Source organism: Paenibacillus sp. FSL L8-0663, assembly GCF_038008125.1.
In the GTDB taxonomy this organism is placed as follows: Bacteria; Bacillota; Bacilli; order Paenibacillales; family Paenibacillaceae; genus Paenibacillus; species Paenibacillus polymyxa_D.
Window position 1 is genome coordinate 4,067,226 of the sequence record NZ_JBBOYM010000001.1, and the last position, 21,024, is coordinate 4,088,249.

Sequence of the window (21,024 nt, forward strand, 5' to 3'; positions counted from 1 at the left end):
AAATATCACCTCTCTTTTCTTAATCCAAACGACCACCGTAATACATTACATATCTATCTTGACTCACAGTTGTACTCATCTGCTGCTCGATAATCAAGGTGATTTAAGTTGATGTGCTTTACTTGGAAATACCCATCGCATCTAGAAAGGAGTCATGAACTCACTTGAGCGTATTATCAGATGGGATCGGATATGAAAGCCTACGCTTTTATGGTCCCTTTCAGCCACTACACATCAATCAGCTTCAAATAACACGTACCATTAACGATCATGCCTATTTACATATCAGTGGGTTGCTCTCCGAGGAACAGGGAGCAGCTTGTATTGATCAAAATATGGAGCAAGAGCCTATTGTGATTCGTCAGTTGAATGATCAGGTACAATCGCTGAGAAGATTGTACCATGGGATTGTTACACGTATGTCCGTACACTGTGTACGAGGCGTGTATACGTTTGAACTGGAGGCCGCTTCCCATTCATACCAGATGGATATTAAATGTAAAAGGCGCTCCTATCAAGATATTCACCGCACCTATGATGATCTGGTCACTGCGCTGGTTCGAAAATATCAGTACGGAGATGCCATTGATACGGTAAGCAACTATGCCAAACTGGAGACATTTGTTTTACAATATGATGAGACGGATTGGGCGTTTTTAAAACGCCTCGCTTCTCGCTTTGGTTCCGTACTTGTGCCAGAGGTAACCGCAGCCTCGCCCAAGGTTTTCTTCGGGATGCCAGAAGGCAAGCAGCATAAGGTGGAGCGAGATGTATTTTATCGAGTACGGAAAACGTTTCATGAGTTGAATGCGGAAAAGCCGGGAGAACGTGCTGGCTCGTATGTCACCTATATGATTGAAAGCCTTCAATACTATGCACTAGGCGACCTCATCACGTTACCTATTGGACAAGGCAAAGAACTGGTCGTGGTTCGAGCCGTGACAACCTTAGCAGATGGCTTACTGCGTACTCGTTATGACCTTCAAGCTGAACAGAATATTCGCTATGCCCGGTATGAAAACGATCAGACCACCGGGATTTCGCTGACAGGAACGGTGCTGAAGGTACAACAGGATTTTGTACAGCTTCAACTGGAAATTGATCCGAAGCAAGATCCTGCCAAAGCGTGCTGGTTTCCGGTAGCCACCCGTTATGTTGCCGAAGAACATAGCGGCTGGTACGATATGCCTGAAGTAGGAGAACTGGTGGAATTGTATCTGCCAACACACCGCGAACAGGATGCCTATGTAACGGATTCGCTGCGACAACAACGCCACACCAATGGACAGCCGAATGTGAAGGTATGGCAACATGTGCAAGGTAGCAGCGTAGAAATGTCTGAGCATGAGCTGACTCTATCCACCTCCGGTGAATTTTCCATTACACTTCATGAAGGTAACGGCATTACCATCGACAGTCCGGGAAATGTGCAGATTCAGGGTGGTCATGTGAAGCTCGATGCTGGGAAGGAGCTTTCACTTGAAGCTGGAATGGCACTGTATTTAAAAGGCGGAGCCAGTAGCATGGTTCTGGATGGTGAGACGGATACCAAGGCTCCGGTGATATATCAGGAAGGTACGGTGAAAGCTCCTGTTTTCGTGGCCGACCTCCCTCCTGTGCCTGAGCCGCCACTCATGAGCATCAAAGCCTATGAAGCAGCCCAGTCAGCAGCTAAGGATTCATCTAGCAGCCAAGCCTCTACCCCTAAAGCAAAAGTCACAAGTCCAGCAGAACTTAAACAGGCGAATGCATTGATGGGTACGGTGTCCAAGCTATTAGGCTCCATTCCAGTGATGGGAAAAGTGGCTGGCGTTGTTGCAGGAGCGCTAAGTGGACCTGCAGGAGGTGTGATTCTGAAAGCAACCGCAGCGATCCCTGTTCGGAGCAAAGGAACCCCTACCGTTGGAGGCAGTAAGGGGAACGGCATTCATCCGTTGAAACACTTGGCTGGTCTAGCATTACAAGGGTTAATTACTCAGTATGAACATGAGCAAGCGAGACATGCCTACTATAGCAAATGGATTCTGGGGAAAGTGTACACAAGCGCACGTCAAATAGTACATTCCGGCAGCCGATTAGAGCTGATCCAAAACTTGCTGACAACATCGAAAACCATGGTTCATGCCTATCAACAGGTACCTAAAAGTGTTAAAGATAGAATGCTGAGGGAATATAAAGAACAAGAAAAAGCTAGGGCTGAAGCTGCTCTTAAAGCAGAAAAAGAAGCTAGAGCTAAAGCCCTTAAAGCGAAAAAAGAAGCTGCGCCACCAGAGCTTACAGAAGAAGACTACAAAAAGATCTGGCAGGATTATCGAAGGAACATATATACCGAAGACCGTAGGCCCAAACTTAAACCGGGGAGTTATCGAGGAGAAGATGGTGTTGTACGTACTCGTGACGGTAAACCCGATGTCCAATACTATAGTGAATGGAAACATAATTATCCCGAAGATGATGATTTCTTCATGCAAACTAGGAAGCAAGGTATAACCGAAGAAGAAAAAAAGTGGATGTTCTATGCTATTTCCATAGAAAACCCTCTTATGGTTGGTGGTCGAGGGGGTATGGACAATACTAAAGAATTGAAGGGGATACTCTCAAAACTGGGTAGAGGGAAAGGGTTCTTTAATATTTCTTCTGGAGTAAGTGCAAAAGTAAGAGTCCAGGAATTATTAGCGAGACAACAAATAGAAGCTACAGAAAACGTAGCTTCCCAAAAAATTAACCAAACTCTTGAAACCAAAGGCTACAAGCCACAGCCAAATGAAAGGTTAACAACGAAAAACCAATATAAACAACAGGATCAACAGGCAAGGAAAACATTACGGGAGACTGCCTCCAAGGCAGCTAGAGAAAAAAATAATCAAATTCAAAAGAAGGTCATATATAATGTAGCCAAGAGTACAAATACAAGAAAAGCTTCAAATATAAAAGAATATTTAAAAAAGGAAAAAGAAATTGTTAAATCATCAATAACAGCAACTCCCGAGTTGGAGACTCATATAAAACATAGAGAGTTTGTGGATAAAAACGGAAAAGAGCACCCAAACAAAAAAGGAATCGTTGGTGCACACAATAGTGAGGAGTTTTATAAAAATGATGTAAAAGTAGTAAACGAGTATAACGTTTATGACGTGAATGGTAATGAAGTAAGGGGAGTTAAACAAGTAGAGTATAGCATGCCTGAATTAGATCCTAAAACAAGACAACCGATTGGTACTTATAACAAGAAGGTGCTAAAGAAAACTATTTATGATCCTAATGTTATATCTGATAAAAAATATATTGAGAGAGGTATCGAAGCTGCGAACAATGCTTTAACAAAGGAGACGTCAGGAACTTTACCTCGTGTTTGGATGGGAGTAGATTCAAAAGGAGTATCATGGGTCGGATATTATGAAGATGGAAGAATAACATCGTTATTCCCAACCACACCTTAGGAGGAATGAAAAATGAAAAATATTTTAAATTCTGAAGATTTGATTAGTATTGAACACTTGCCATTGGAAGGGCTGATGAATTTTTGCTACTTATCAAATTCATTTAAAGATGCAATGAAGTATTTAAGTAGGGAAGTAGGTTTTGGGACAGATTTCGGCGGTTTTACCTTTTGGAGTGATCTTGATGAAAGTGATAAAAGTTTATATCATGAAGAGTTCAATGGTATTGAAATCGAATACGGAGATGATTCGATAATTATTGCTTATGAAAATCTATATTATTATTTTAAATTAGCAGCAAAGAGATACATCGAAAAAAATCCGCAAGATGAACAAGAAATCGAAAAGTATCTTAAAGAAATGAGAAGTAATCTAAATGTAGAGCAGGAAAATTAATAAATAAATTTTACAAGAATTAACTATCAGTATTTATATTGTATAATACCATATGTATAAAGATTTCTCCATTTTGATAGTACGTACACTTTATACCCCAAATAACACAATAGCATTACATTGAACAGGTCGACTATGGTCAGATACCACCATGATTGACCTGTTTTTTTATCTTCGTTTTTCTCATAGTTTTTCAAAATCCTTCACAACTGTAGAGTACATCGCCCCAATAGGGAGAGTAGAAGGATAATACTGCAACATCCAAGCGATGTAGGCCAACCACTATAGTGCAAGGATTTGAATAGCTCTGCAACAATCAGAACAGCATCCGCATTAGACTTTACTGCTAAGTGCATATTTGCTGGAGTATAATATAAAAAACTTATTCCAATAGAGTTAGGGTTGAAGTTATCTAAACGTATAGAGAGATAGAAACTTTCCCTGATAAAATGCTACAACCATAATTTTAAGGAGGATATTTAATGTTTGAAGAAAAAGTTAGAGCAATCTTGGGGGCACGGGCATTACTTGATGATAACGATCCAAGAATAGAACAAAAATGGGATGAATTAATTAATTTACTGAGTGAAGATGAAAACACAACTTTAAATTTCTTGCAGATATGCAATAAAACAGAGATTTCATATTTAAGTGAGGTTTTTGAAGAAGTGGCGTATAATTTACAGAGTAAAAAGTATATTGATGTATTATATTCTTTAGATAAGAGATATCCAGACTTAGATTTAATAAGACATATTCACACCGCTGAGAGCTACATGGATTAACCAGCTAAAGCTCACAATACCAATTACATCAATAATTAATCCTTAACAAATTTCACTATATAATACCTACTTCAACTATCACTTCGTATTTTTACGCATACGACCGCAAAATTATTGTCACTTGAACAGTAGAAAGCTGTTACATAGAATAGGTCAATTAAGAAGAAAACCATCCATAATTGCCCTTCTTTTTCTACAGCACCTTTACTTTTAAACAGATAATCCCCGTCAGAATGAATATAGTAAAGACTAACCACCTTAAAAAATTTTATTTAGTGAACTCCTTGTTCTTCAAGCAAATAGTCTGAATTCAATTTTATACAAAAAACATTGCTTTAGACCCCTCCCTATTTAAACAAAACTCACGCAAAAAAGCCCCCCTAGCATTCATCGGACAAACTAAAAAGTTTGTTCCCATGTCTACACTAGGGGGTGCTCTTCTAACCAGGGGAATTTATTTTACCCCTTAACCGACCCGGCTGCGATCCCTTCCACAATCCGGTCACTCATGATGAGGAACACGAGCAAAATGGGCAAAATGCTGATCATCAGCGTTGCTCCGATAGCTCCCCAGTCGGTCGTATATTGTCCAATAAAGTTTTGAACGCCGACGGTCAGTGTTTTGTTTTCGTCCGAACTAATAAACGTATTCACGAAAATAAACTCATTCCAGTTATAGATCATGTTAATAATAGACGTCGTTGCCATGACGGGGGTGGTCATGGGCAGCACAATCCGGAAGAACATTCGGTTGACGGAGCAACCGTCCATAACAGCCGCTTCTTCCACTTCACGGGGCAGGGCGTAATAGAATCCCAGCAAGATCATCATCGTTGTCGGCAGATTAAAAGCAACATACGACAGGATGATAGAGAGTGAAGTGTCTGTTAAATGCAGTTTGAGAAACATACTGAACAACGGAATCAAGGTGGAATGGACTGGAATCATCAGTCCGACCATAAAGAGCCCGAGAACCAGCTGGCTTCCTTTCCACCGCATACGCGTAATGGCAAACGTTACAAAGCTGGCGAGCAGCACCGTTAACGCCACGGATATGACCGTAATCCACACACTATTGAAGAAATACCGCCCGATATTGCCGCTGGTCCACACATTCATATAGTTCTCCCAATGTGGCTGGGACGGGAGTGCAAACGGCGGAAGGTTAAACACTTCCTGATTATTTTTAAGTGAGAAAAGCATCAGCCACACCAGCGGTAAAAGCTGCGTCACCGCCAAGATGATTAAAATGATATACAAAGCGGCATAACCGACCCGAGTTAACATTTTGCCGCGGGTACCGACTCCAAGCGGATAGTTGGCGGCTGCCTGGGTTTTCATATCCGTTCCTCCCTCTTCCTGTCCTTTGTTACCCTCATCTATTTGCATGACCGTATTATGAATACTGGATGGTGTCACTAGTAGCCGTAACCTTGCGGATCAGCCACGTAGCGATCAGACAGATGAGCAACAGGGCAAAGGCTGTAGCGCTACCGTATCCAAAATCAAAGCTGCGGAATGCCTGGTGGTACATGTACGAAGCCATCACTTCACTGGCTCCATTCGGCCCACCATCCGTCATGACGTAGATGAGGTCAAAATATTTGAGCGAGCCGACAATGGACAATATGATCGTAACGTTAATCACCTCGCGCAACAGGGGCAATTTGATACGAGTCGCAATCTGCCAGGCACTGGCCCCGTCAATCCGGGCAGCCTCCATCAGCGTTTCGGGAATGTTTTTCAGCCCGGCATAATAGATCAGGATATAAAAGCCTGCATATTGCCAAATAATCGGGATGAACAAAGCAAACAGCACCAAGGACGGATTAGCTAACCATTCAGGCGGGTTGTGAACTCCGACCGACGCCAGTATGGAATTGAACACTCCGTTTGTTGGATGATACATTTTGAGCCACAGCTGTGCGATCGCTACAGATGACAACAGCATGGGAATCAGATAAATTTTCCGCAGCAGATTCGCTCCCTTGATTTTTCCTGACAAAATCATCGCAATGACCAGATAACCGATCAGACTGATGCCTGAAAACAAGGCCAGCAGCAGCGAATGCCAGGCACTTTGCCAGAATGCACTGTCTGTGAGCAAATGTTGATAATTGTCCAGCCCCACAAAAGTCATAGAACCGATTCCATTCCACTGATTCAGGCCGTAATAGCCGGTCAGTACGATGGGTACATATATTACGGCTAATAACAGCAGCAGAGAAGGCAATACATAGAGAGCAATGACAAGCTTATTGGACATGACCTTTTCCACGGTTGGACCTCCTTAGGTGGTCAATTTCAATTTCCTTTCTCGATGGCAGCCTTATGCTGGTCGGCAAATTGTTGCGGTGTCACCGCTTTACCAAACAACGCCTGAATCATATTCAAATGTACCTGTGCTGCATTCGGCTTCATCTGTACATCGGCGAACAACGTAATACTGCTGGCTTGATTCAGTCCGTTCAGCAAATCGACATACAGCTTGGGCAATTTTTCTTTGGAGGTGTCCACTTTCGTCGCCGGAATAACGCCCGCCTGTGTGACCGATTGCTCTCCCCATTTGACTACGAAGTATTCAACGAACGCTTTGGCCTCTTCTTTCACCTTGGAATTCTCAGAAACAAACAAACCTACTCCCGGACCTCCTACCCAACTGTTCTCGTTGCCCTTGCCGCCTGCAACCATCGGGAATTTAAAGAAGCCAATTTGATCTTTAAATGCTTGCGGGATTGCGGGATTGGTCGTAAAATTCGGCAATTCCCAAGTAGCCATCAAATACATAGCTGCCTTGTTGTTCATAAATTCGGATTTTCCCTCATCATTGGACAAGCCGTTAAATCCTTTGTTAAATGCATTCATATCCACAAGCGTCTGAACTTCGGAGGCCGCCTGAATTAAACCAGGGTCATCGAACGATCCTGAGCCGTCAATCGCTTTTTTCAGCGTTTCGTTACCTGCTATACGGTCCGCCAAATACATATACCAGAGCGAGCCGGTCCAGCGGTCCTTATTGCCTAATGCAATCGGTGCTACTCCATGATCCGTAAGTGTTTTCACAACCTGCTTAAATTCGTCAAAAGTCGTAGGTACCTTCAAGTTGTATTTTTGGAATATGGCTTTGTTGTAATAAATAGGTGTAATATTCAATTCAATCGGAAGCGCATACGTTTTGCCATTCAGCGCATAAGCTTCGGTCGTTCCCGGTACGAATTTGTCCTTCAGCTTGGAACCTTGCAGCAGGTCATCCATCGGCGTAAATAATCCACCTTTAACGTAAGGCTCCATAAAGCCTGCTGCCCAGGTGATGCCGATATCCGGCAATTCATTGGAAGCTGACAGCACTTTGAGTTTGTTTTTATATTGTTCATTTTCCAGCACTTCCTGCTGAATGACGACATTCGGATGATCCTTTTGGTATTGATCTATAATCTGAGTCACTAGCTTGCTCTGCTGTGCCGAGCTTCCCTCTGGCCAGAGGTGCATCATTTTGAGTGTAACCTTTCCCCCGTCTCCACTGGAACCGCCTTGACCATCCTTACCAGCACCGCAACCGGATAGCACCAGCATGAATGACAGCAGCAGGGTCAACCCAGCAAACCATTTTTGATGTGAGCGCTTACGTAAACCATACTCGTTGGACATCGTTAGACCTCCGTTTGTTGTATTTATATTTTTTGTAACCGTTATCATCTGTAAGTTTAGCACTCTATTCCTGCTTTCAACAGGGTACGCTCATTGGGTATAATTCCACTTTTATTGGGTTTGATCTGCCTACTGTCAGTCGATATTCTCCGGCCCTGTACGCATCTGCTGCCTGTAGCGGCTGGGACTTATCCCCTCGGTCGCTTTGAATACTTTAATAAAATATTTATCTGTTCGGTAGCCTGATCGTTCGCCGATTTGGGCAATCGTCAATTGGGTATGCAGCAGTAGCTCCTTGGCCCGTTGCATCCGCAGCCGATGCAGATATTCGCTGAAGGACAAACCACTTTGCTCCTTGAATAAAACACTAAAATAGCTCGCATTCAGGTGTGAATGCGCGGCAGTCTGCGCCATCGTAATGGATTCGTGAAGATGCTCCGCCATATAGGTGAAGGCACGTCGTACCGGATCACTAAGGGTAGCCGCCTGGAGATCAAGCTCTAGCAGAACAGGGTCAGCCAGCTTGTCCAGCTTCTCGTATCGCTGCCGCTCCTCTTCAAGCCGAAGCGCTTCATTGACCGCATTCAGCAGCTCTTGTTTATCAATCGGTTTGAGCAAATAATTGACGGCTCCCAGACGAAGAGCCTGCTGGACATAATCAAACTCCGCATACCCTGAGATGACAATGGTCGCTGGTCGTCGTGAATCCCGTTCCAGAGAGCGGATTAAATCCAGCCCACTGAATTCCGGCAACCGGACATCCGTAATCAACAGATGAACCGTCTCTGCACGCAGTATATTTAGTGCTTCCAAACCATTACCGAATGTCACAATCCGATATTTCCCGGCTGCCCATTGCTCCAGTGTCTGGTGTATCCCCTGACGTGTTCGCTGTTCATCGTCTACAATGACAATGGTTTTGGATGAAACACTCATTGCTACCGCCCTCCATATTCATCAGGAATTTCAAAAGCGACCACCGTTCCTTCCTGCTCAGCACTATGTATCAGCACACCGTCCGTTGGATAAGATGCGCTGTCATAATAGAGAGCGAGCCTGCGCTGCACATTAACCAGTCCCATACCGGTTCCCTTGCTCTCGCAGGCTGCTCCCCCCATCAACGCTGTACGCACAGCTGCAAGTTCTTCCATTGTCATTCCAGGTCCGTTATCTATGACCGCGATCCTGGTCCACCCCGGTCTGGTCGAAGGAGTGACACTGATTTCAACACGGCCGTTGCCGATGCGATTTTCCACACCATGCAAAATAGCATTCTCTAGAATAGGCTGGATCAGCAGTTTAGGAAGCGGAATTCTGGCTGCCTCTGAAGGCATATGAATTTGCCAGCTCAGACGTTCACCCAGACGCATCTCCATCAGTTCCAGATAACGACGGATTTGCGCCATTTCTTCCCCGAGGGTCACCCAAGAGTCATGGTGAGCCGGTTCGATAACATAACGAAACAGCCGCGACATGGACACCATCAGCCCGGCAAGCTCCTCCTCTCCCTTCTCCTGTAGCGACCAGTTGAAAGCATCCAGCGTATTAAAAAGGAAATGCGGATTGATCTGCGCCTGCAGAGCTTTAAGCTCGGTCTGGCTTTGTAAAACCTCCTTTTCGTAAATGACATGGATCAATTCATTGATATCGACAATCATCGTATTGTACTCTGCGTTCAATTCTCGCAGCTCGACCGCTGCTGCCGGTTCTGGATTCAGAGCCAACGCCCCTTCCCGTGAACGACGCATCGCCTGAATCAAGTGACCTATCGGTCTTGTAATCAACGTAGACAACATAAAGGACATAAACAGGAAAAGCACGGCACCAAGAGACGCGGAAATGATAAGTGTAGTCCGTAAAACCGTAATTCCGTCTGTGACGACGCTAACCGGAATCAGGATCAGCAGCGACCAGCCCGTCCGCTCCGACTGCTGAACCGCCTTCACATATTCCCGCTCCCCAATATGAACCGTCTGTGTCTTGCTGTGCAGTACACCTGACAAATCCGTCTGGTTCATTGGTTCACCCGACAGCAGCTGGCCTTGACGATCTACAAGCAGCATGGTTTCATCCGCTTCTTCATTGACTGCTGACGCACCATTCAGTCCAAAATAACTTCGCTCCATACGGGTAATCAGGTACCCTCCACGTGAGAACCAGCGATCCACCAGGCTTACCTGCCGAATTGCCAGCAGTGACCGGGAATCTTCGGGATCAATCCCGATCCAGACCAGTCTTCCTTTCATCTGATTCGCCTCACGGATGTCTGCCTGTCCAATACGTTCCTCCAGACTGCCCTCTCTAATCGGAAACAACATCTTCCCTTCAGCAGTATACAGTTCCAGTGAGCCGACACTCGGCATATATGCCTGATAGCTATGCATCACTTGCAGTAGGGATTGACGCTGTCCAAAATTCACCTTGCCCCCGTTGCGCTCCTCCAGCAAAATATGCTGAACAGACGGGTGATTAGCGACCTGCTCCGTCAAACTGTCCATCTGGCCGATTAATGCATCCAGCCTACCGCTTGCTTGTACCGCAGTTTGACCAATATGTCGCTCGGCACTGTCTTTTAACAGGTGAGACACATTGAGATAAATGAACGCCCCCGCTACACTCATCATAATAAGCATCACCAGTATAAATCCGATAAAAATCTGATTACGTAATGTGTTTAATGGTTGGTACCTTAAACGCATATGCCATCTCCCCCTGAGCCATCGCAGAAAAGTAGATAATGAGAACGCTTTCTATTTTCTATTCTAGCGCATCATTCTCCTTTGTTGGCATATTTTCAGCAGAGATTATATCAAAATGGACAGCAATCTCTGGAATCATTATGTTCGACAATAACACGTAATAACGATACTTATTAAAAAAAATGACTCCCGACACATGCAGGAGCCATCTACTGACCAGTTAAACCGAAGCTTCTTTAAAATCACCCAAACTAAGGTACCGTCCAGGCTCCGAAGCTTGTATATAAAATAGGTATCCTATTGGAGCGCAGCCAAAATGCGGTCGCACAGCTCCATCGTTTTCACGTTGTCCCGTCCACTTGAATCAGGCGTACGTCCTTCTTGGCAGCAGTTTATGAAATGTGCGATTTCACCGACAAAACCGCGCAAGTACAAATCACGGTATCCGCCCGACATCGCGGAAGCTGATGGTGTCAGAACCGTATCATTTTCCGCAAGGGATTTCCAAGGAAGCTCTGTATGACTCTCCGACTTGTGAATGATCAGTGTATTCACCTCATCCGCGTTCGCAAAACCGTGGTCAAAGGTTACCGTAATACCTTCACTCTCGCGTGTCCATGCTGTCATACCTGCGAAGTATAGGCTGCCCACTACACCATTTTCAAATTTCAAGGCAATCGTATGGGAAATACACTCACCGTTATCGTTCGCAAATCCGGTAACCTGTACCACTTCCCCGAACAAATAACGTACCAGGTCGACCATATGAACCGCCGCCAGCTTCATGAAGTCTTCGCCAGTTTTACAAAACTGGGTACTGTCCACGAGAAATTTTGCCTGAAATGAGCGTGCGGCTCCAAGCGAGCCACCCTCAATCCATTCTTTTAACTTTATGTATACAGGTGCGTAGCGCTTCATGAAACCGACCATCAGCACAACGCCTGCTGCTTCTGCCGCATCTGCAATTTGGGCCGCTTCCTCGGCATTCCAACCCAGTGGCTTGTCTACAAAGACATGTTTTCCAGCCTTAATGCAGTCTAGTACGAGCGAAGGATGATCTGCCGCTTGTGCTATCACGACAACTCCATCACAGTCTTCCTGCTCCAGCATAGCCTTGTAATTGTCATAAGGTGTGCCACTACTTCCAAACCGCTGAAGTGCTGTCTTCGATCTGCTTAAATCTCTAGTCGCAATCGCCTGAATTTCAGCACCTGCCCCAATAACAGCAGGATATATATTCGTTGAAGCGTGAAAGCCAGCCCCGATAAAACACAGCTTCGCCTTGCTCATGTTAGTCCCTCCCATGTACACACTAAAATAATCCGATCCCATCGTACCCTATTGCCGAAGTATATATACAAAAAAACCTTAACAAAGATAATCCCTTATCCTTGTTAAGGCTCTGTCTGTATCACCTGCAACCATCCTTAAAATACATACAATTACAGGATTCAGAAATTACCTTGTGGATAATGAAGCCCATTTTTGCTCCAGCCACTGGTCAAATTCAGCGCCCTTGTCGCCTTCATAGATGTCATAAATATCGACTCTCATCTTGTGCAGCTTCTCGCGAAAATCGTTGTAGGTATGGTCGGCTGGCAAGCTTTTTTTAATCCGCACCAGAATCTTCGTCAGGCCCTTAACAAGCTCACCCTCTTTGCGCACAGGCGGCTGTACATTCTCGCCCCATTCCTGAAGTCTGCGGTAAGCGGCTTCCTGAACGGCATATACCGTATCATGATTCAAACGATGTGTCAGCAAGTCAATCGTCTGCTGGTTCTTCCATGCACCCAGATCATTTACCGCAGCTAGGCGTGTTTTCCAATCGGAGGTTCGGTTTGCAGCTACTTTAAGCTGCTCATATACTTCTGCAAATTCCTGCTGAGTTTCGTTGTTTTCCAAAATTGTCTCATCCTTTTCTAAAAATCACTATATTACTGTTCATCACGATTGCCGTTTGTTAAATATAACATACTTGCCGGTCTTCTTCTAAAAAAGATAAAAATGAAATGATCGGACGTTACAGGAAATCTGCACGTGCGGGTGTAAATGCATCTAGCAGAATGCCGCCATCCTCCAGTGGGATACAGCCATGAAGAGTATCGGATGGAAAATGGATGCTGTCTCCTTCTTTGACGGTCTGGACTTCCTTGGTTTCGCCATCATCAATCATGAACTTAAAACTTCCCTTCACTACATAGGTGACTTGTTCATGGACATGCTTATGCAACAGGATTTCCCCTATTTGTGCTTTAGCAAACATCACTTTGACATACATAAGCTGGTCGCTGTGGGCTAGCACTTTCCGGGTGGTATTACTGTCAACGATATCAATTTGAATATCTTGGTCATTAAAAAACATGGATCATTCCTCCTCTTTTTAAGCACAAATGATTTAGATAAGTTATTTTTTGAAAAATTCATAAATCGATTTAGTTTAAAACCAGCGGAAAATAAGCCAAAGTACTCCAGAAAGGGTGGTAAAGTCGGGATCGGCGAACGTCACCCCTTCGGCACCCAAAAAAGAAAAGAGCGGCAAAGTGAGAGCTGGTAGCAGACAGAGCAAGAATCCATTAAGACAACTGGAAATAACAGCTCCTCTAAAACCACCGCTGGAATTGCCGAATATCGCGGCTGCACCACCAGCGAGGAAGCAGGCCATGATCCCTGGCACAATGACAGGCAATCCGACAAACGGGAAAAGAAAGACGCAGGCAACGCCTGTGAAGAAGCTGACCAAGAAGCCTACCAACGCGGAATTGGGTGATTTGTCGAACAGTACCAGAACATCCACACCAGGGATTGCTCCAGGTGCGAACACTTGGGAGAAGCCTTTGAAAGCGGGTACAATTTCAGTTGTGAACAGCTTAACACCCGCTTTTGCGATATACAAGCCGGCTGCGAAAATAGCTGACTGTTCGAGGATGAAGACGATGTATTCTTTGCCATCCGATAATTTGCTGACATAGTCAGAACCAGCAACCAGTCCAGATACCAGTAAAAGCACAAGCATCGTCAAGGTCGTTGCAACATTGGGGTCGCGCAAAAAACTGATGCGGTCATTGATTTTTACATTTTCGGTGTCATTTTCACGGTTGCCGAACACTTTCCCTAAATAGGTGCCCAGAATGTAAGAGGTCATGGAAGCGTGAGCAATCGTATAATCATCCGATTTAATAATGTTTTTGCTGGCATTTCGGAGTAGGTAAGGAAACACCGCCATATAGCTCCCAATGACCAAAGAACCGACGATGATCGTAGTCAGCGAACTGAGACCTAGACCTTTCATAACGGCTGTAGCGGCAAAGCTCATAAACAAAATCAAGTGAAGAGACAAATAAATGTACTTGAACTTGGTCAGACGTGCAAGCACGATGTTAAGGATCATGGAAAAGAGCAGAATGAGCGCAGCATCCGCCCCGATCTGATCAATGGTCAGTGCCATAATGGCTTCATTGCTGGGTACGACACCTTTAAGGTTGAACGCATAAGAAAAAATTTGGCTGAAGTTAGTGAGAACGCCTCCTAAAATGCCGCCGCCGACCTTGATCATGGTGAAACCCATGAAAGAAAGGGTAGTTCCCGTAATGATTTCTGATACTTTCTTCCTCTGAAATATAAGGCCGAGTAATGTCACAATCGCGATAATGATGGATGGCTCCCTGATAATGCTCATAAACATTTCCATAGTGATCTCCGACTTTCTTTTATTTATTTTCCATTCTTACTAAATCGATTTAGTAATACTCGAAAAAAATTTCCCTTCCGGGAATGTAAAAAGAAGAAGAATCATTTTTTTGTGAATTAAATCACAAATTACTCCATGCATTATTCGTTTGAGCTCTATTCCTCCCCCCTCTTCAATCACCATCATCACTAAATTCAGGACAACCATAAATGAAAGGGTATTCATGACTCGAATCATAAGATCATTATAGCTCTTTATTTTCTTTTTACAATAGAATTCATAAAAACGTTTTCAAAAAGATGAAAAGGACTTATTCAAACATTCAGTTCAGCTTTAGGACCGATTCTCTGTGGTTGATGACCGGATTCATACGGATGATTTCTGACAGCTCCTCATGATCCTGTTCTTTTTGATCAATTTTCTCCAGCAGTAGCCTGGCACTTCTTTTCCCCATTTCAAAACTCGGCTGGGAAACGGTTGTGATCGGCGGATTATAAAAAGACGCAAAGGATACATCATCTATGCCAATCAAGGAAAAGTCATTAGGTATGGTCAGATGATTATTTTTTGCATAAATCAGCACCTGCTCCAAAATCATGTCATTCGTAGCAATAATTGCAGTGGGCGGATTCTCCATGTGAAATAGTTGTCCAATCAGATTAGGCATTTCATCCAACCTGCCGCTTTTGATATAGTTTTCATTCACGGGTATGTCATGTTTACCCAGCGTATTTCGGTAACCTGACAGTCGCTCACTTCGTGTGGTGATCGCTTTTTTGCCTAAGGGGAACGTGATAATCCCAATGTTGTTATGACCATGCTCAATGAGTGCTTCAACCGCAAGCTCGCTGGCCTTTTCATTATTCAGTAGCACCGTATCTACGCTGAGTTCATCGATTTTTCGGTCCACAAACACGAAGGGATAGCCATTTTTGACAAGGGAAACATATAATTTCTTGTTCTCTTCCGTCGGGAAAATGATAAGTCCATCCACTTGCCGAGCAATCATCGACTGGACATACTTTTTCTCTTTTAGCGAATCATCATCGGTATTGCAGACAATGACCTGGACATTTTCCAGTTGGCATTCATCTTCAATGGCACGCACGACTTCTGTTGTAAATCTCGATAAAATGGTTGAAGAAATAACCCCCACAATGAAGGTCTTCTTCTGCTTGAGACTACGTGCCACCTCATTGGGTATATAACTGAGATCCTCAATCGCTTGCTCGATCTTCTTCTTGGTGTTTTCACTCATATAGTTGTATCTCTTTTGCAGAAACTGCGAAACTGTACTCTTCGACACCCCGGCACGTTCTGCAACTTCCTTCATCGTTGTTACCATAATTACCCTCCTTTCTTTTTCTGCATGTCAGGCATGTTAATTTTCAAATATATATATTCTGCAACCTGTATGTAAAGTGAATTTCACTTTATTATATACCTTCTTTTACAGCAGGAAAATATAATAAATGAAGAGTTAGAGCGTGCCTCTACCTCATATACAAGCGCGGCCAAAAATACGGGGTGGAAACTCCTTCACGAATCTTTTACAAGAGGAACTTTCCTACTTAGCTTGATAATCCGTTGTTATAAATCTATTGATTTCGAACGAAATCTTAGAAATATACGAATTTTATGAACTTGTTTGATGGAAGATTTGAACATAAAATGAAAATGTAATCGGTTACAAATTCTTTTAAATAAAGGAGGAAGCAGAATTATGAAGAAAAAAGGATTAAAAAAAACATTTTTCGTCATTGCCTCCCTCGTAATGGGCTTCACACTGTATGGCTATACACCCGTTTCTGCAGATGCAGCCAGTGTGAAAGGATATTATCACACCCAAGGAAACAAGATTGTAGACGAATCCGGGAAAGAAGCGGCATTTAACGGCCTGAACTGGTTCGGTCTGGAAACTCCTAATTACACCTTGCATGGACTGTGGAGCCGCTCAATGGACGACATGCTGGATCAGGTGAAGAAAGAAGGCTACAATCTGATTCGTCTGCCTTACAGCAATCAGTTGTTCGATTCCAGTTCCCGTCCAGACAGTATTGATTATCACAAAAACCCTGATCTGGTCGGATTAAACCCGATTCAAATTATGGACAAGCTGATCGAAAAAGCTGGACAACGCGGTATTCAGATTATCCTTGACCGTCACCGTCCAGGCTCAGGTGGGCAATCCGAGCTGTGGTACACATCCCAGTACCCTGAGTCTCGCTGGATTAGTGACTGGGAAATGTTGGCTGATCGTTATAAAAATAACCCTACCGTCATTGGTGCGGATTTACACAATGAGCCACACGGTCAAGCAAGCTGGGGTACAGGCAATGCCTCCACAGATTGGCGTCTGGCGGCACAACGTGCAGGGAATGCGATTCTATCCGTGAATCCAAATTGGCTGATTCTCGTAGAAGGTGTAGACCACAATGTACAAGGCAACAATAGCCAATACTGGTGGGGTGGCAACCTGACAGGTGTAGCCAACTATCCTGTCGTTCTGGACGTACCGAACCGTGTCGTATATTCTCCACATGATTACGGCCCTGGTGTGTCTTCGCAGCCATGGTTCAACGACCCGGCCTTCCCGTCCAACCTGCCAGCGATCTGGGATCAAACCTGGGGCTACATCAGCAAACAAAACATAGCACCGGTGCTGGTTGGTGAATTCGGCGGCCGTAATGTTGATTTGTCCTCCCCTGAGGGGAAATGGCAAAATGCGCTTGTTGACTATATTGGTGCCAACAACCTGTACTTTACGTACTGGTCCCTGAATCCGAATAGCGGCGACACAGGCGGTCTGCTGCTGGATGACTGGACTACCTGGAATCGTCCGAAGCAAGATATGCTGGGTCGAATTATGAAGCCTGTTGTTTCCGTAGCCCAGCAAGCGGAAGCAGCAGCCGAATAGGCACAGGCCTTCACTTCACTTAATTAAAAAAGCCGATTTTCCTCCTTCAGGCCAGATTATGCTGGGCTATGAAGATGTGGAGAAACGGCTTTTTTTGTTCTTCCAGTTTTACACATTGTAAATTCCCCATTGAATGGGTCATTTTGTAAACTAAATCTCTCTTTCAACCGATAAATACATATGTTGGATTTTAATTTAGAAAGGAAGTATTCATGTGATTATTTGGAAGGGTTTTGGTATTTTAAATATTATTATTCCAGGGATTTTATTTGTTATTGTCGGTAGTTTAGTATCCGCTCTAGGGCTTGACTCCATAGATTCCCGGCTGCCAATGGCTTTTGTGTTCATTGTGTCGGGAGTTATTATCTGGTATTTGGGGAAAGCACTCAACTCCGACTCGGACAAAGTGCTAGTTGATATGGAAACGGGACAACGCTATCGAATGGGAACCCAGCACAGTCTGTTTTTTATCCCTATGCATTATTGGGGCCCTGCCGGTCTAGCGATCGGATTTATTTTAATCGTTGCATCGATATTTATTTAACGTTGATTGCAAACATAAGCTATTCCGAACACCGCAATGCGAGCTAGTTGCTCCCATTGCGGTCTTTTTCCTTCTCGCAGGTCGATTATGCTCAGATACCGCTATGGTTTACCTGTAGGCCAATGGGTTTGGGTCAGGGGAACACCTAGCTCATGCTTCGACCTAGCTGCTCCACCTTGCTCAGCCAATCGTTGCGCTGCTGATCCGATAACTTATTCATAAGATCAATGGTCGTAGAACGCACTGGTTTGACACCACATAGATGCAGCGTGGAATCCTTCATCATCCGATGCCCAGGCTGTCCCTGGAAAAATCGGTAGTACCAGTGCGGACCGTCCATCGTTGTAATGAGGCGAGCTGTTCTTCCTTTTAGAAGCTTGTCAGGCAAGGATTTTCCTTTTTGATACTTAAACGCAAACCCCGGCATAATGGTACGGTCAATGAAGCCTTTCATTAATGCAGGCAAGCTGCCCCACCAGATTGGAAAGACAAAAACAAGATGTTCTGCCCATTTAATCGACTCCTGTGCTTGGATCAAATCAGGTTCCAGCGGCAATTTATTACGATATCCACCTAATAGATTTGGGTTAAAATCCAACGCGGATAACTGCAACAAACGAACCTCTGCTCCTGCAGCCTTCGCTCCTTTTACATAGGATTGAGCCAACGCTTCTCCATAACTGCCAGCGACTGGATTCCCTTGAATCACCAATATTTTTTTAGACATATAAGCCACTTCCTATCTTCACATTATGATTTTAGTTAGAAAACACTAACTTTATATTTAAAAAGAAAAGGTCACTACTGACCTTTACTTAATAAAGCTGTTAAACGTTGTTTGACCTCTGTTGCAAATGGAACCAACTGCTGTGGAAGTTCACCTTCCAGGCTGGATACGGACAAGCGTGTAATAGCTCCAATGATGAGCACACCGGATAGCTTAGCATCCTGCTTCGGCAGTTCACCTTGTTGAATCCCCTGTTCGATGAATTCAGTCAACGCCTCCAGCGGCTGACGCACATTCTGGCTCTGGCTTGCTTCAACATACAGCTCATGATGCTGTGATAGTAGAAGCAAACCATACTGGTCCTCATCATGCATATTCAGCACTTCATCCACCAGTTGATGGAAACGACTAACGAAGTTCCCACTCTGCTTGCGATAGAAGTCAATTAAGGTGGTGTAGCTATTGCAATACTGCCCAAATACTTCCAAGGCCATCGCATCTTTACTCTTAAAATGCTTATAAATCGCGGCATCCGTCACACCGGCAGCCTCTCCAATTTCTTTGACTGAAATCCCGTCAATTCCTTTGGTTGCAAATAAGCACATCGCTGCCTGCAGAATATCTTTCTTTTTGCTGTCTATATGTGTTTTCTTGTTCATAAAATTATAGTAAGTGATAACTAACTAAAATGCAAATTATATTTTTATGCAGGCTCATTCTATCTTCATACTTTCATTTGAAATATATTGTATTAAACCTAAATACCATGTTTTTATAAGTGAATGATCATAAATACAATTAATGATACGTGTATCGCCACATTTTATTCATATAAAATAGATATGTAATCGAATAAAACGGGCGCTCGGGCAGGCGGGACTCATTATGCTTAAGGTGCATGCAGTCACCCAGCAGGGAAAAGACTCAGGCAGTCTTGGCATATGAGCGACGAGCACATTTCCCCGCTGCAAAAAGTCGTGCACGCCATCCATAACCAAAGCTCCAAGGCCGGTCTTCAGCTTTGGCATGTCGGACGCAAAGGCTCGTTGCCCCAAAAACAGCTGTATCTGCCTCTGGGTTGCCTCACCGCGAACAGTATCATCCACTGGCTCGCACACTAAATTGAACAATTTCCACAATAATAGGTGTGCCGGAGGAAATTGCCTCCCCTTCGTTAAGGCGAATCGTCAGCGATTCAGGTGTCAGTCTATACAATGTGCTTTCTTGTATCATTCCATTAATGTATAGATTGGCATAACTGTTGCTTCCGACATTAAACCGCTGAAAGGGCTCCTGTACACCATCTACAGAAAATTGATCCGCCATAATCGTGATTGAAGACTCAATTGTAGCAGGTGCAAAATAAAAATATCGCTCGGCTATGGGTATAATTTCAATATTTGAAATGTCAGCTGCCGGACCGGTTGGGCCTGTTATTCCTTGGGCTCCGGTTGGGCCCGCTATGCCCTGTGCTCCAGTAGGGCCGGGTGCACCTGTTGCACCTGAACTACCTTGGACGCCAGCCGGACCTGGCGCTCCCCGTGTTCCTGCTGGACCCTGTATTCCTGGTATTCCTTGGACTCCCGGTGTTCCCGCAGTTCCCGGTATGCCTTGTGCTCCTGCTAAACCTGGAATACCTTGTACCCCTGTTAACCCGGCTTCGCCTTGCTTCCCTGTCAAACCAGGAATACCCTGTGCTCCTGCCGAACCTGGAACACCCGGCTTTCCCGTCTTGCCCATTCTCCGCCTCCGCTTGGTAGGAGTATTTCTACATCTCCGTTGCATGATTAGCTTTGGATGCTTTTTGGTATGGAACCCCGTTTTTGTTCTACCTTTGAGTGAATAACTTGTTTTACACTTTTTACGTTTGTTGATCTTGCAATGTACGGTTCTCTTTCCTTGCCTTCTTAGTGATGAATCGCGTCTCCTCATACCAGTCGTATACACCTCCTTCTCACATGCTTATTTATGTATTGTATGCATATCCCCCTTTAGGGTTTTAGGCATTTGTAGGATGCCGATTCCAAGTATTCGCTTCCATCTGTATTTGTAGCAAAATAGGCCTTCTCCATTCACCCTATTATTAATAGAAAGGTTAATATGCCGTTTCCGAATAGGTTGAGAAATCATTTATTGATTAAGAGCCACCGAATGGCTCATACCAGTAAAGAAAGGAGATG

At 44.3% G+C, this 21,024-nt stretch carries 20 protein-coding genes; 6 read left to right on the forward strand and 14 right to left on the reverse strand.

The features are described from left to right. Positions 1-164: 164 nt before the first annotated feature. The 3 genes from MKY75_RS17890 (at position 165) to MKY75_RS17900 (ending at position 4,621) form a co-directional block, all read left to right on the forward strand. A complete protein-coding gene (locus tag MKY75_RS17890) occupies positions 165-3,440 on the forward strand; it encodes a contractile injection system protein, VgrG/Pvc8 family (RefSeq protein ID WP_340886140.1) in 3,276 nt (1,091 codons plus the stop codon). A gap of 12 nt (positions 3,441-3,452) precedes the next feature. Beyond that, positions 3,453-3,836, forward strand: a complete 384-nt coding sequence (gene cdiI / locus MKY75_RS17895; protein WP_340886143.1) for a ribonuclease toxin immunity protein CdiI — start codon at positions 3,453-3,455, stop codon at positions 3,834-3,836. Between the two features lie 482 nt (positions 3,837-4,318). After that, on the forward strand, positions 4,319-4,621 hold the full coding sequence (locus tag MKY75_RS17900) for a hypothetical protein (protein ID WP_340886145.1): 303 nt from the start codon (positions 4,319-4,321) through the stop codon (positions 4,619-4,621). A gap of 459 nt (positions 4,622-5,080) precedes the next feature. Here MKY75_RS17900 and MKY75_RS17905 read toward each other — a convergent pair whose 3' ends face one another. The 11 genes from MKY75_RS17905 to MKY75_RS17955 all read right to left on the reverse strand — a co-directional run bounded on the left by MKY75_RS17905 (position 5,081) and on the right by MKY75_RS17955 (position 16,001). Further along, positions 5,081-5,962, reverse strand: coding sequence for a carbohydrate ABC transporter permease (locus MKY75_RS17905; RefSeq protein WP_069012544.1), 882 nt, complete (start codon positions 5,960-5,962; stop codon positions 5,081-5,083). Between the two features lie 55 nt (positions 5,963-6,017). Further along, positions 6,018-6,899 carry a carbohydrate ABC transporter permease gene (locus MKY75_RS17910; RefSeq protein ID WP_029515618.1) on the reverse strand — a complete coding sequence of 294 codons (882 nt, stop codon included), beginning with the start codon at positions 6,897-6,899 and terminating at the stop codon, positions 6,018-6,020. A gap of 26 nt (positions 6,900-6,925) precedes the next feature. Further along, positions 6,926-8,269, reverse strand: coding sequence for an extracellular solute-binding protein (locus MKY75_RS17915; RefSeq protein WP_029515619.1), 1,344 nt, complete (start codon positions 8,267-8,269; stop codon positions 6,926-6,928). Positions 8,270-8,404: 135 nt separating this feature from the next. Next, entirely contained in the window at positions 8,405-9,205 is an 801-nt protein-coding gene (locus tag MKY75_RS17920; protein ID WP_029515620.1) for a response regulator transcription factor, read from the reverse strand. A 2-nt stretch (positions 9,206-9,207) separates the two neighbouring features. Continuing rightward, on the reverse strand, positions 9,208-10,968 hold the full coding sequence (locus tag MKY75_RS17925) for a cache domain-containing sensor histidine kinase (RefSeq protein WP_340886147.1): 1,761 nt from the start codon (positions 10,966-10,968) through the stop codon (positions 9,208-9,210). 297 nt (positions 10,969-11,265) lie between these two features. Continuing rightward, positions 11,266-12,258, reverse strand: a complete 993-nt coding sequence (locus MKY75_RS17930; protein WP_069012522.1) for a Gfo/Idh/MocA family protein — start codon at positions 12,256-12,258, stop codon at positions 11,266-11,268. Positions 12,259-12,426: 168 nt separating this feature from the next. Continuing rightward, on the reverse strand, positions 12,427-12,870 hold the full coding sequence (locus MKY75_RS17935) for a HEAT repeat domain-containing protein (RefSeq protein WP_029515623.1): 444 nt from the start codon (positions 12,868-12,870) through the stop codon (positions 12,427-12,429). Between the two features lie 118 nt (positions 12,871-12,988). After that, on the reverse strand, positions 12,989-13,330 hold the full coding sequence (locus tag MKY75_RS17940; RefSeq protein ID WP_165149587.1) for a cupin domain-containing protein: 342 nt from the start codon (positions 13,328-13,330) through the stop codon (positions 12,989-12,991). Positions 13,331-13,405: 75 nt separating this feature from the next. Then, positions 13,406-14,644, reverse strand: a complete 1,239-nt coding sequence (locus tag MKY75_RS17945; protein ID WP_230585126.1) for a PTS ascorbate transporter subunit IIC — start codon at positions 14,642-14,644, stop codon at positions 13,406-13,408. 51 nt (positions 14,645-14,695) lie between these two features. Beyond that, a complete protein-coding gene (locus MKY75_RS17950) occupies positions 14,696-14,893 on the reverse strand; it encodes a hypothetical protein (RefSeq protein ID WP_340886148.1) in 198 nt (65 codons plus the stop codon). A gap of 85 nt (positions 14,894-14,978) precedes the next feature. Further along, positions 14,979-16,001, reverse strand: a complete 1,023-nt coding sequence (locus MKY75_RS17955) for a substrate-binding domain-containing protein (protein WP_039272991.1) — start codon at positions 15,999-16,001, stop codon at positions 14,979-14,981. A 378-nt stretch (positions 16,002-16,379) separates the two neighbouring features. Here MKY75_RS17955 and MKY75_RS17960 point away from each other — a divergent pair, with 378 nt between their 5' ends. Then, positions 16,380-17,573, forward strand: coding sequence for a glycoside hydrolase family 5 protein (locus MKY75_RS17960; RefSeq protein ID WP_340886150.1), 1,194 nt, complete (start codon positions 16,380-16,382; stop codon positions 17,571-17,573). A gap of 214 nt (positions 17,574-17,787) precedes the next feature. Further along, the gene (locus MKY75_RS17965) at positions 17,788-18,117 is read left to right on the forward strand and encodes a hypothetical protein (protein ID WP_029515629.1); all 330 of its coding nucleotides are present in this window, start codon (positions 17,788-17,790) and stop codon (positions 18,115-18,117) included. A 145-nt stretch (positions 18,118-18,262) separates the two neighbouring features. Here the strand turns inward: MKY75_RS17965 and MKY75_RS17970 are convergent, their stop codons facing one another. Continuing rightward, positions 18,263-18,844: an NAD(P)H-dependent oxidoreductase gene (locus MKY75_RS17970; RefSeq protein ID WP_029515630.1), complete on the reverse strand. Its 582-nt coding sequence runs from the start codon at positions 18,842-18,844 to the stop codon at positions 18,263-18,265. A 74-nt stretch (positions 18,845-18,918) separates the two neighbouring features. Then, positions 18,919-19,503, reverse strand: coding sequence for a TetR/AcrR family transcriptional regulator (locus tag MKY75_RS17975; RefSeq protein WP_209949784.1), 585 nt, complete (start codon positions 19,501-19,503; stop codon positions 18,919-18,921). A gap of 282 nt (positions 19,504-19,785) precedes the next feature. Here MKY75_RS17975 and MKY75_RS17980 point away from each other — a divergent pair, with 282 nt between their 5' ends. Beyond that, positions 19,786-19,965 carry an oxidoreductase gene (locus MKY75_RS17980; RefSeq protein ID WP_238437886.1) on the forward strand — a complete coding sequence of 60 codons (180 nt, stop codon included), beginning with the start codon at positions 19,786-19,788 and terminating at the stop codon, positions 19,963-19,965. Here MKY75_RS17980 and MKY75_RS17985 read toward each other — a convergent pair. Beyond that, on the reverse strand, positions 19,943-20,584 hold the full coding sequence (locus MKY75_RS17985) for a DUF4183 domain-containing protein (RefSeq protein ID WP_080658569.1): 642 nt from the start codon (positions 20,582-20,584) through the stop codon (positions 19,943-19,945). The genes MKY75_RS17980 and MKY75_RS17985 overlap by 23 nt on opposite strands. Positions 20,585-21,024 lie beyond the last annotated feature (440 nt).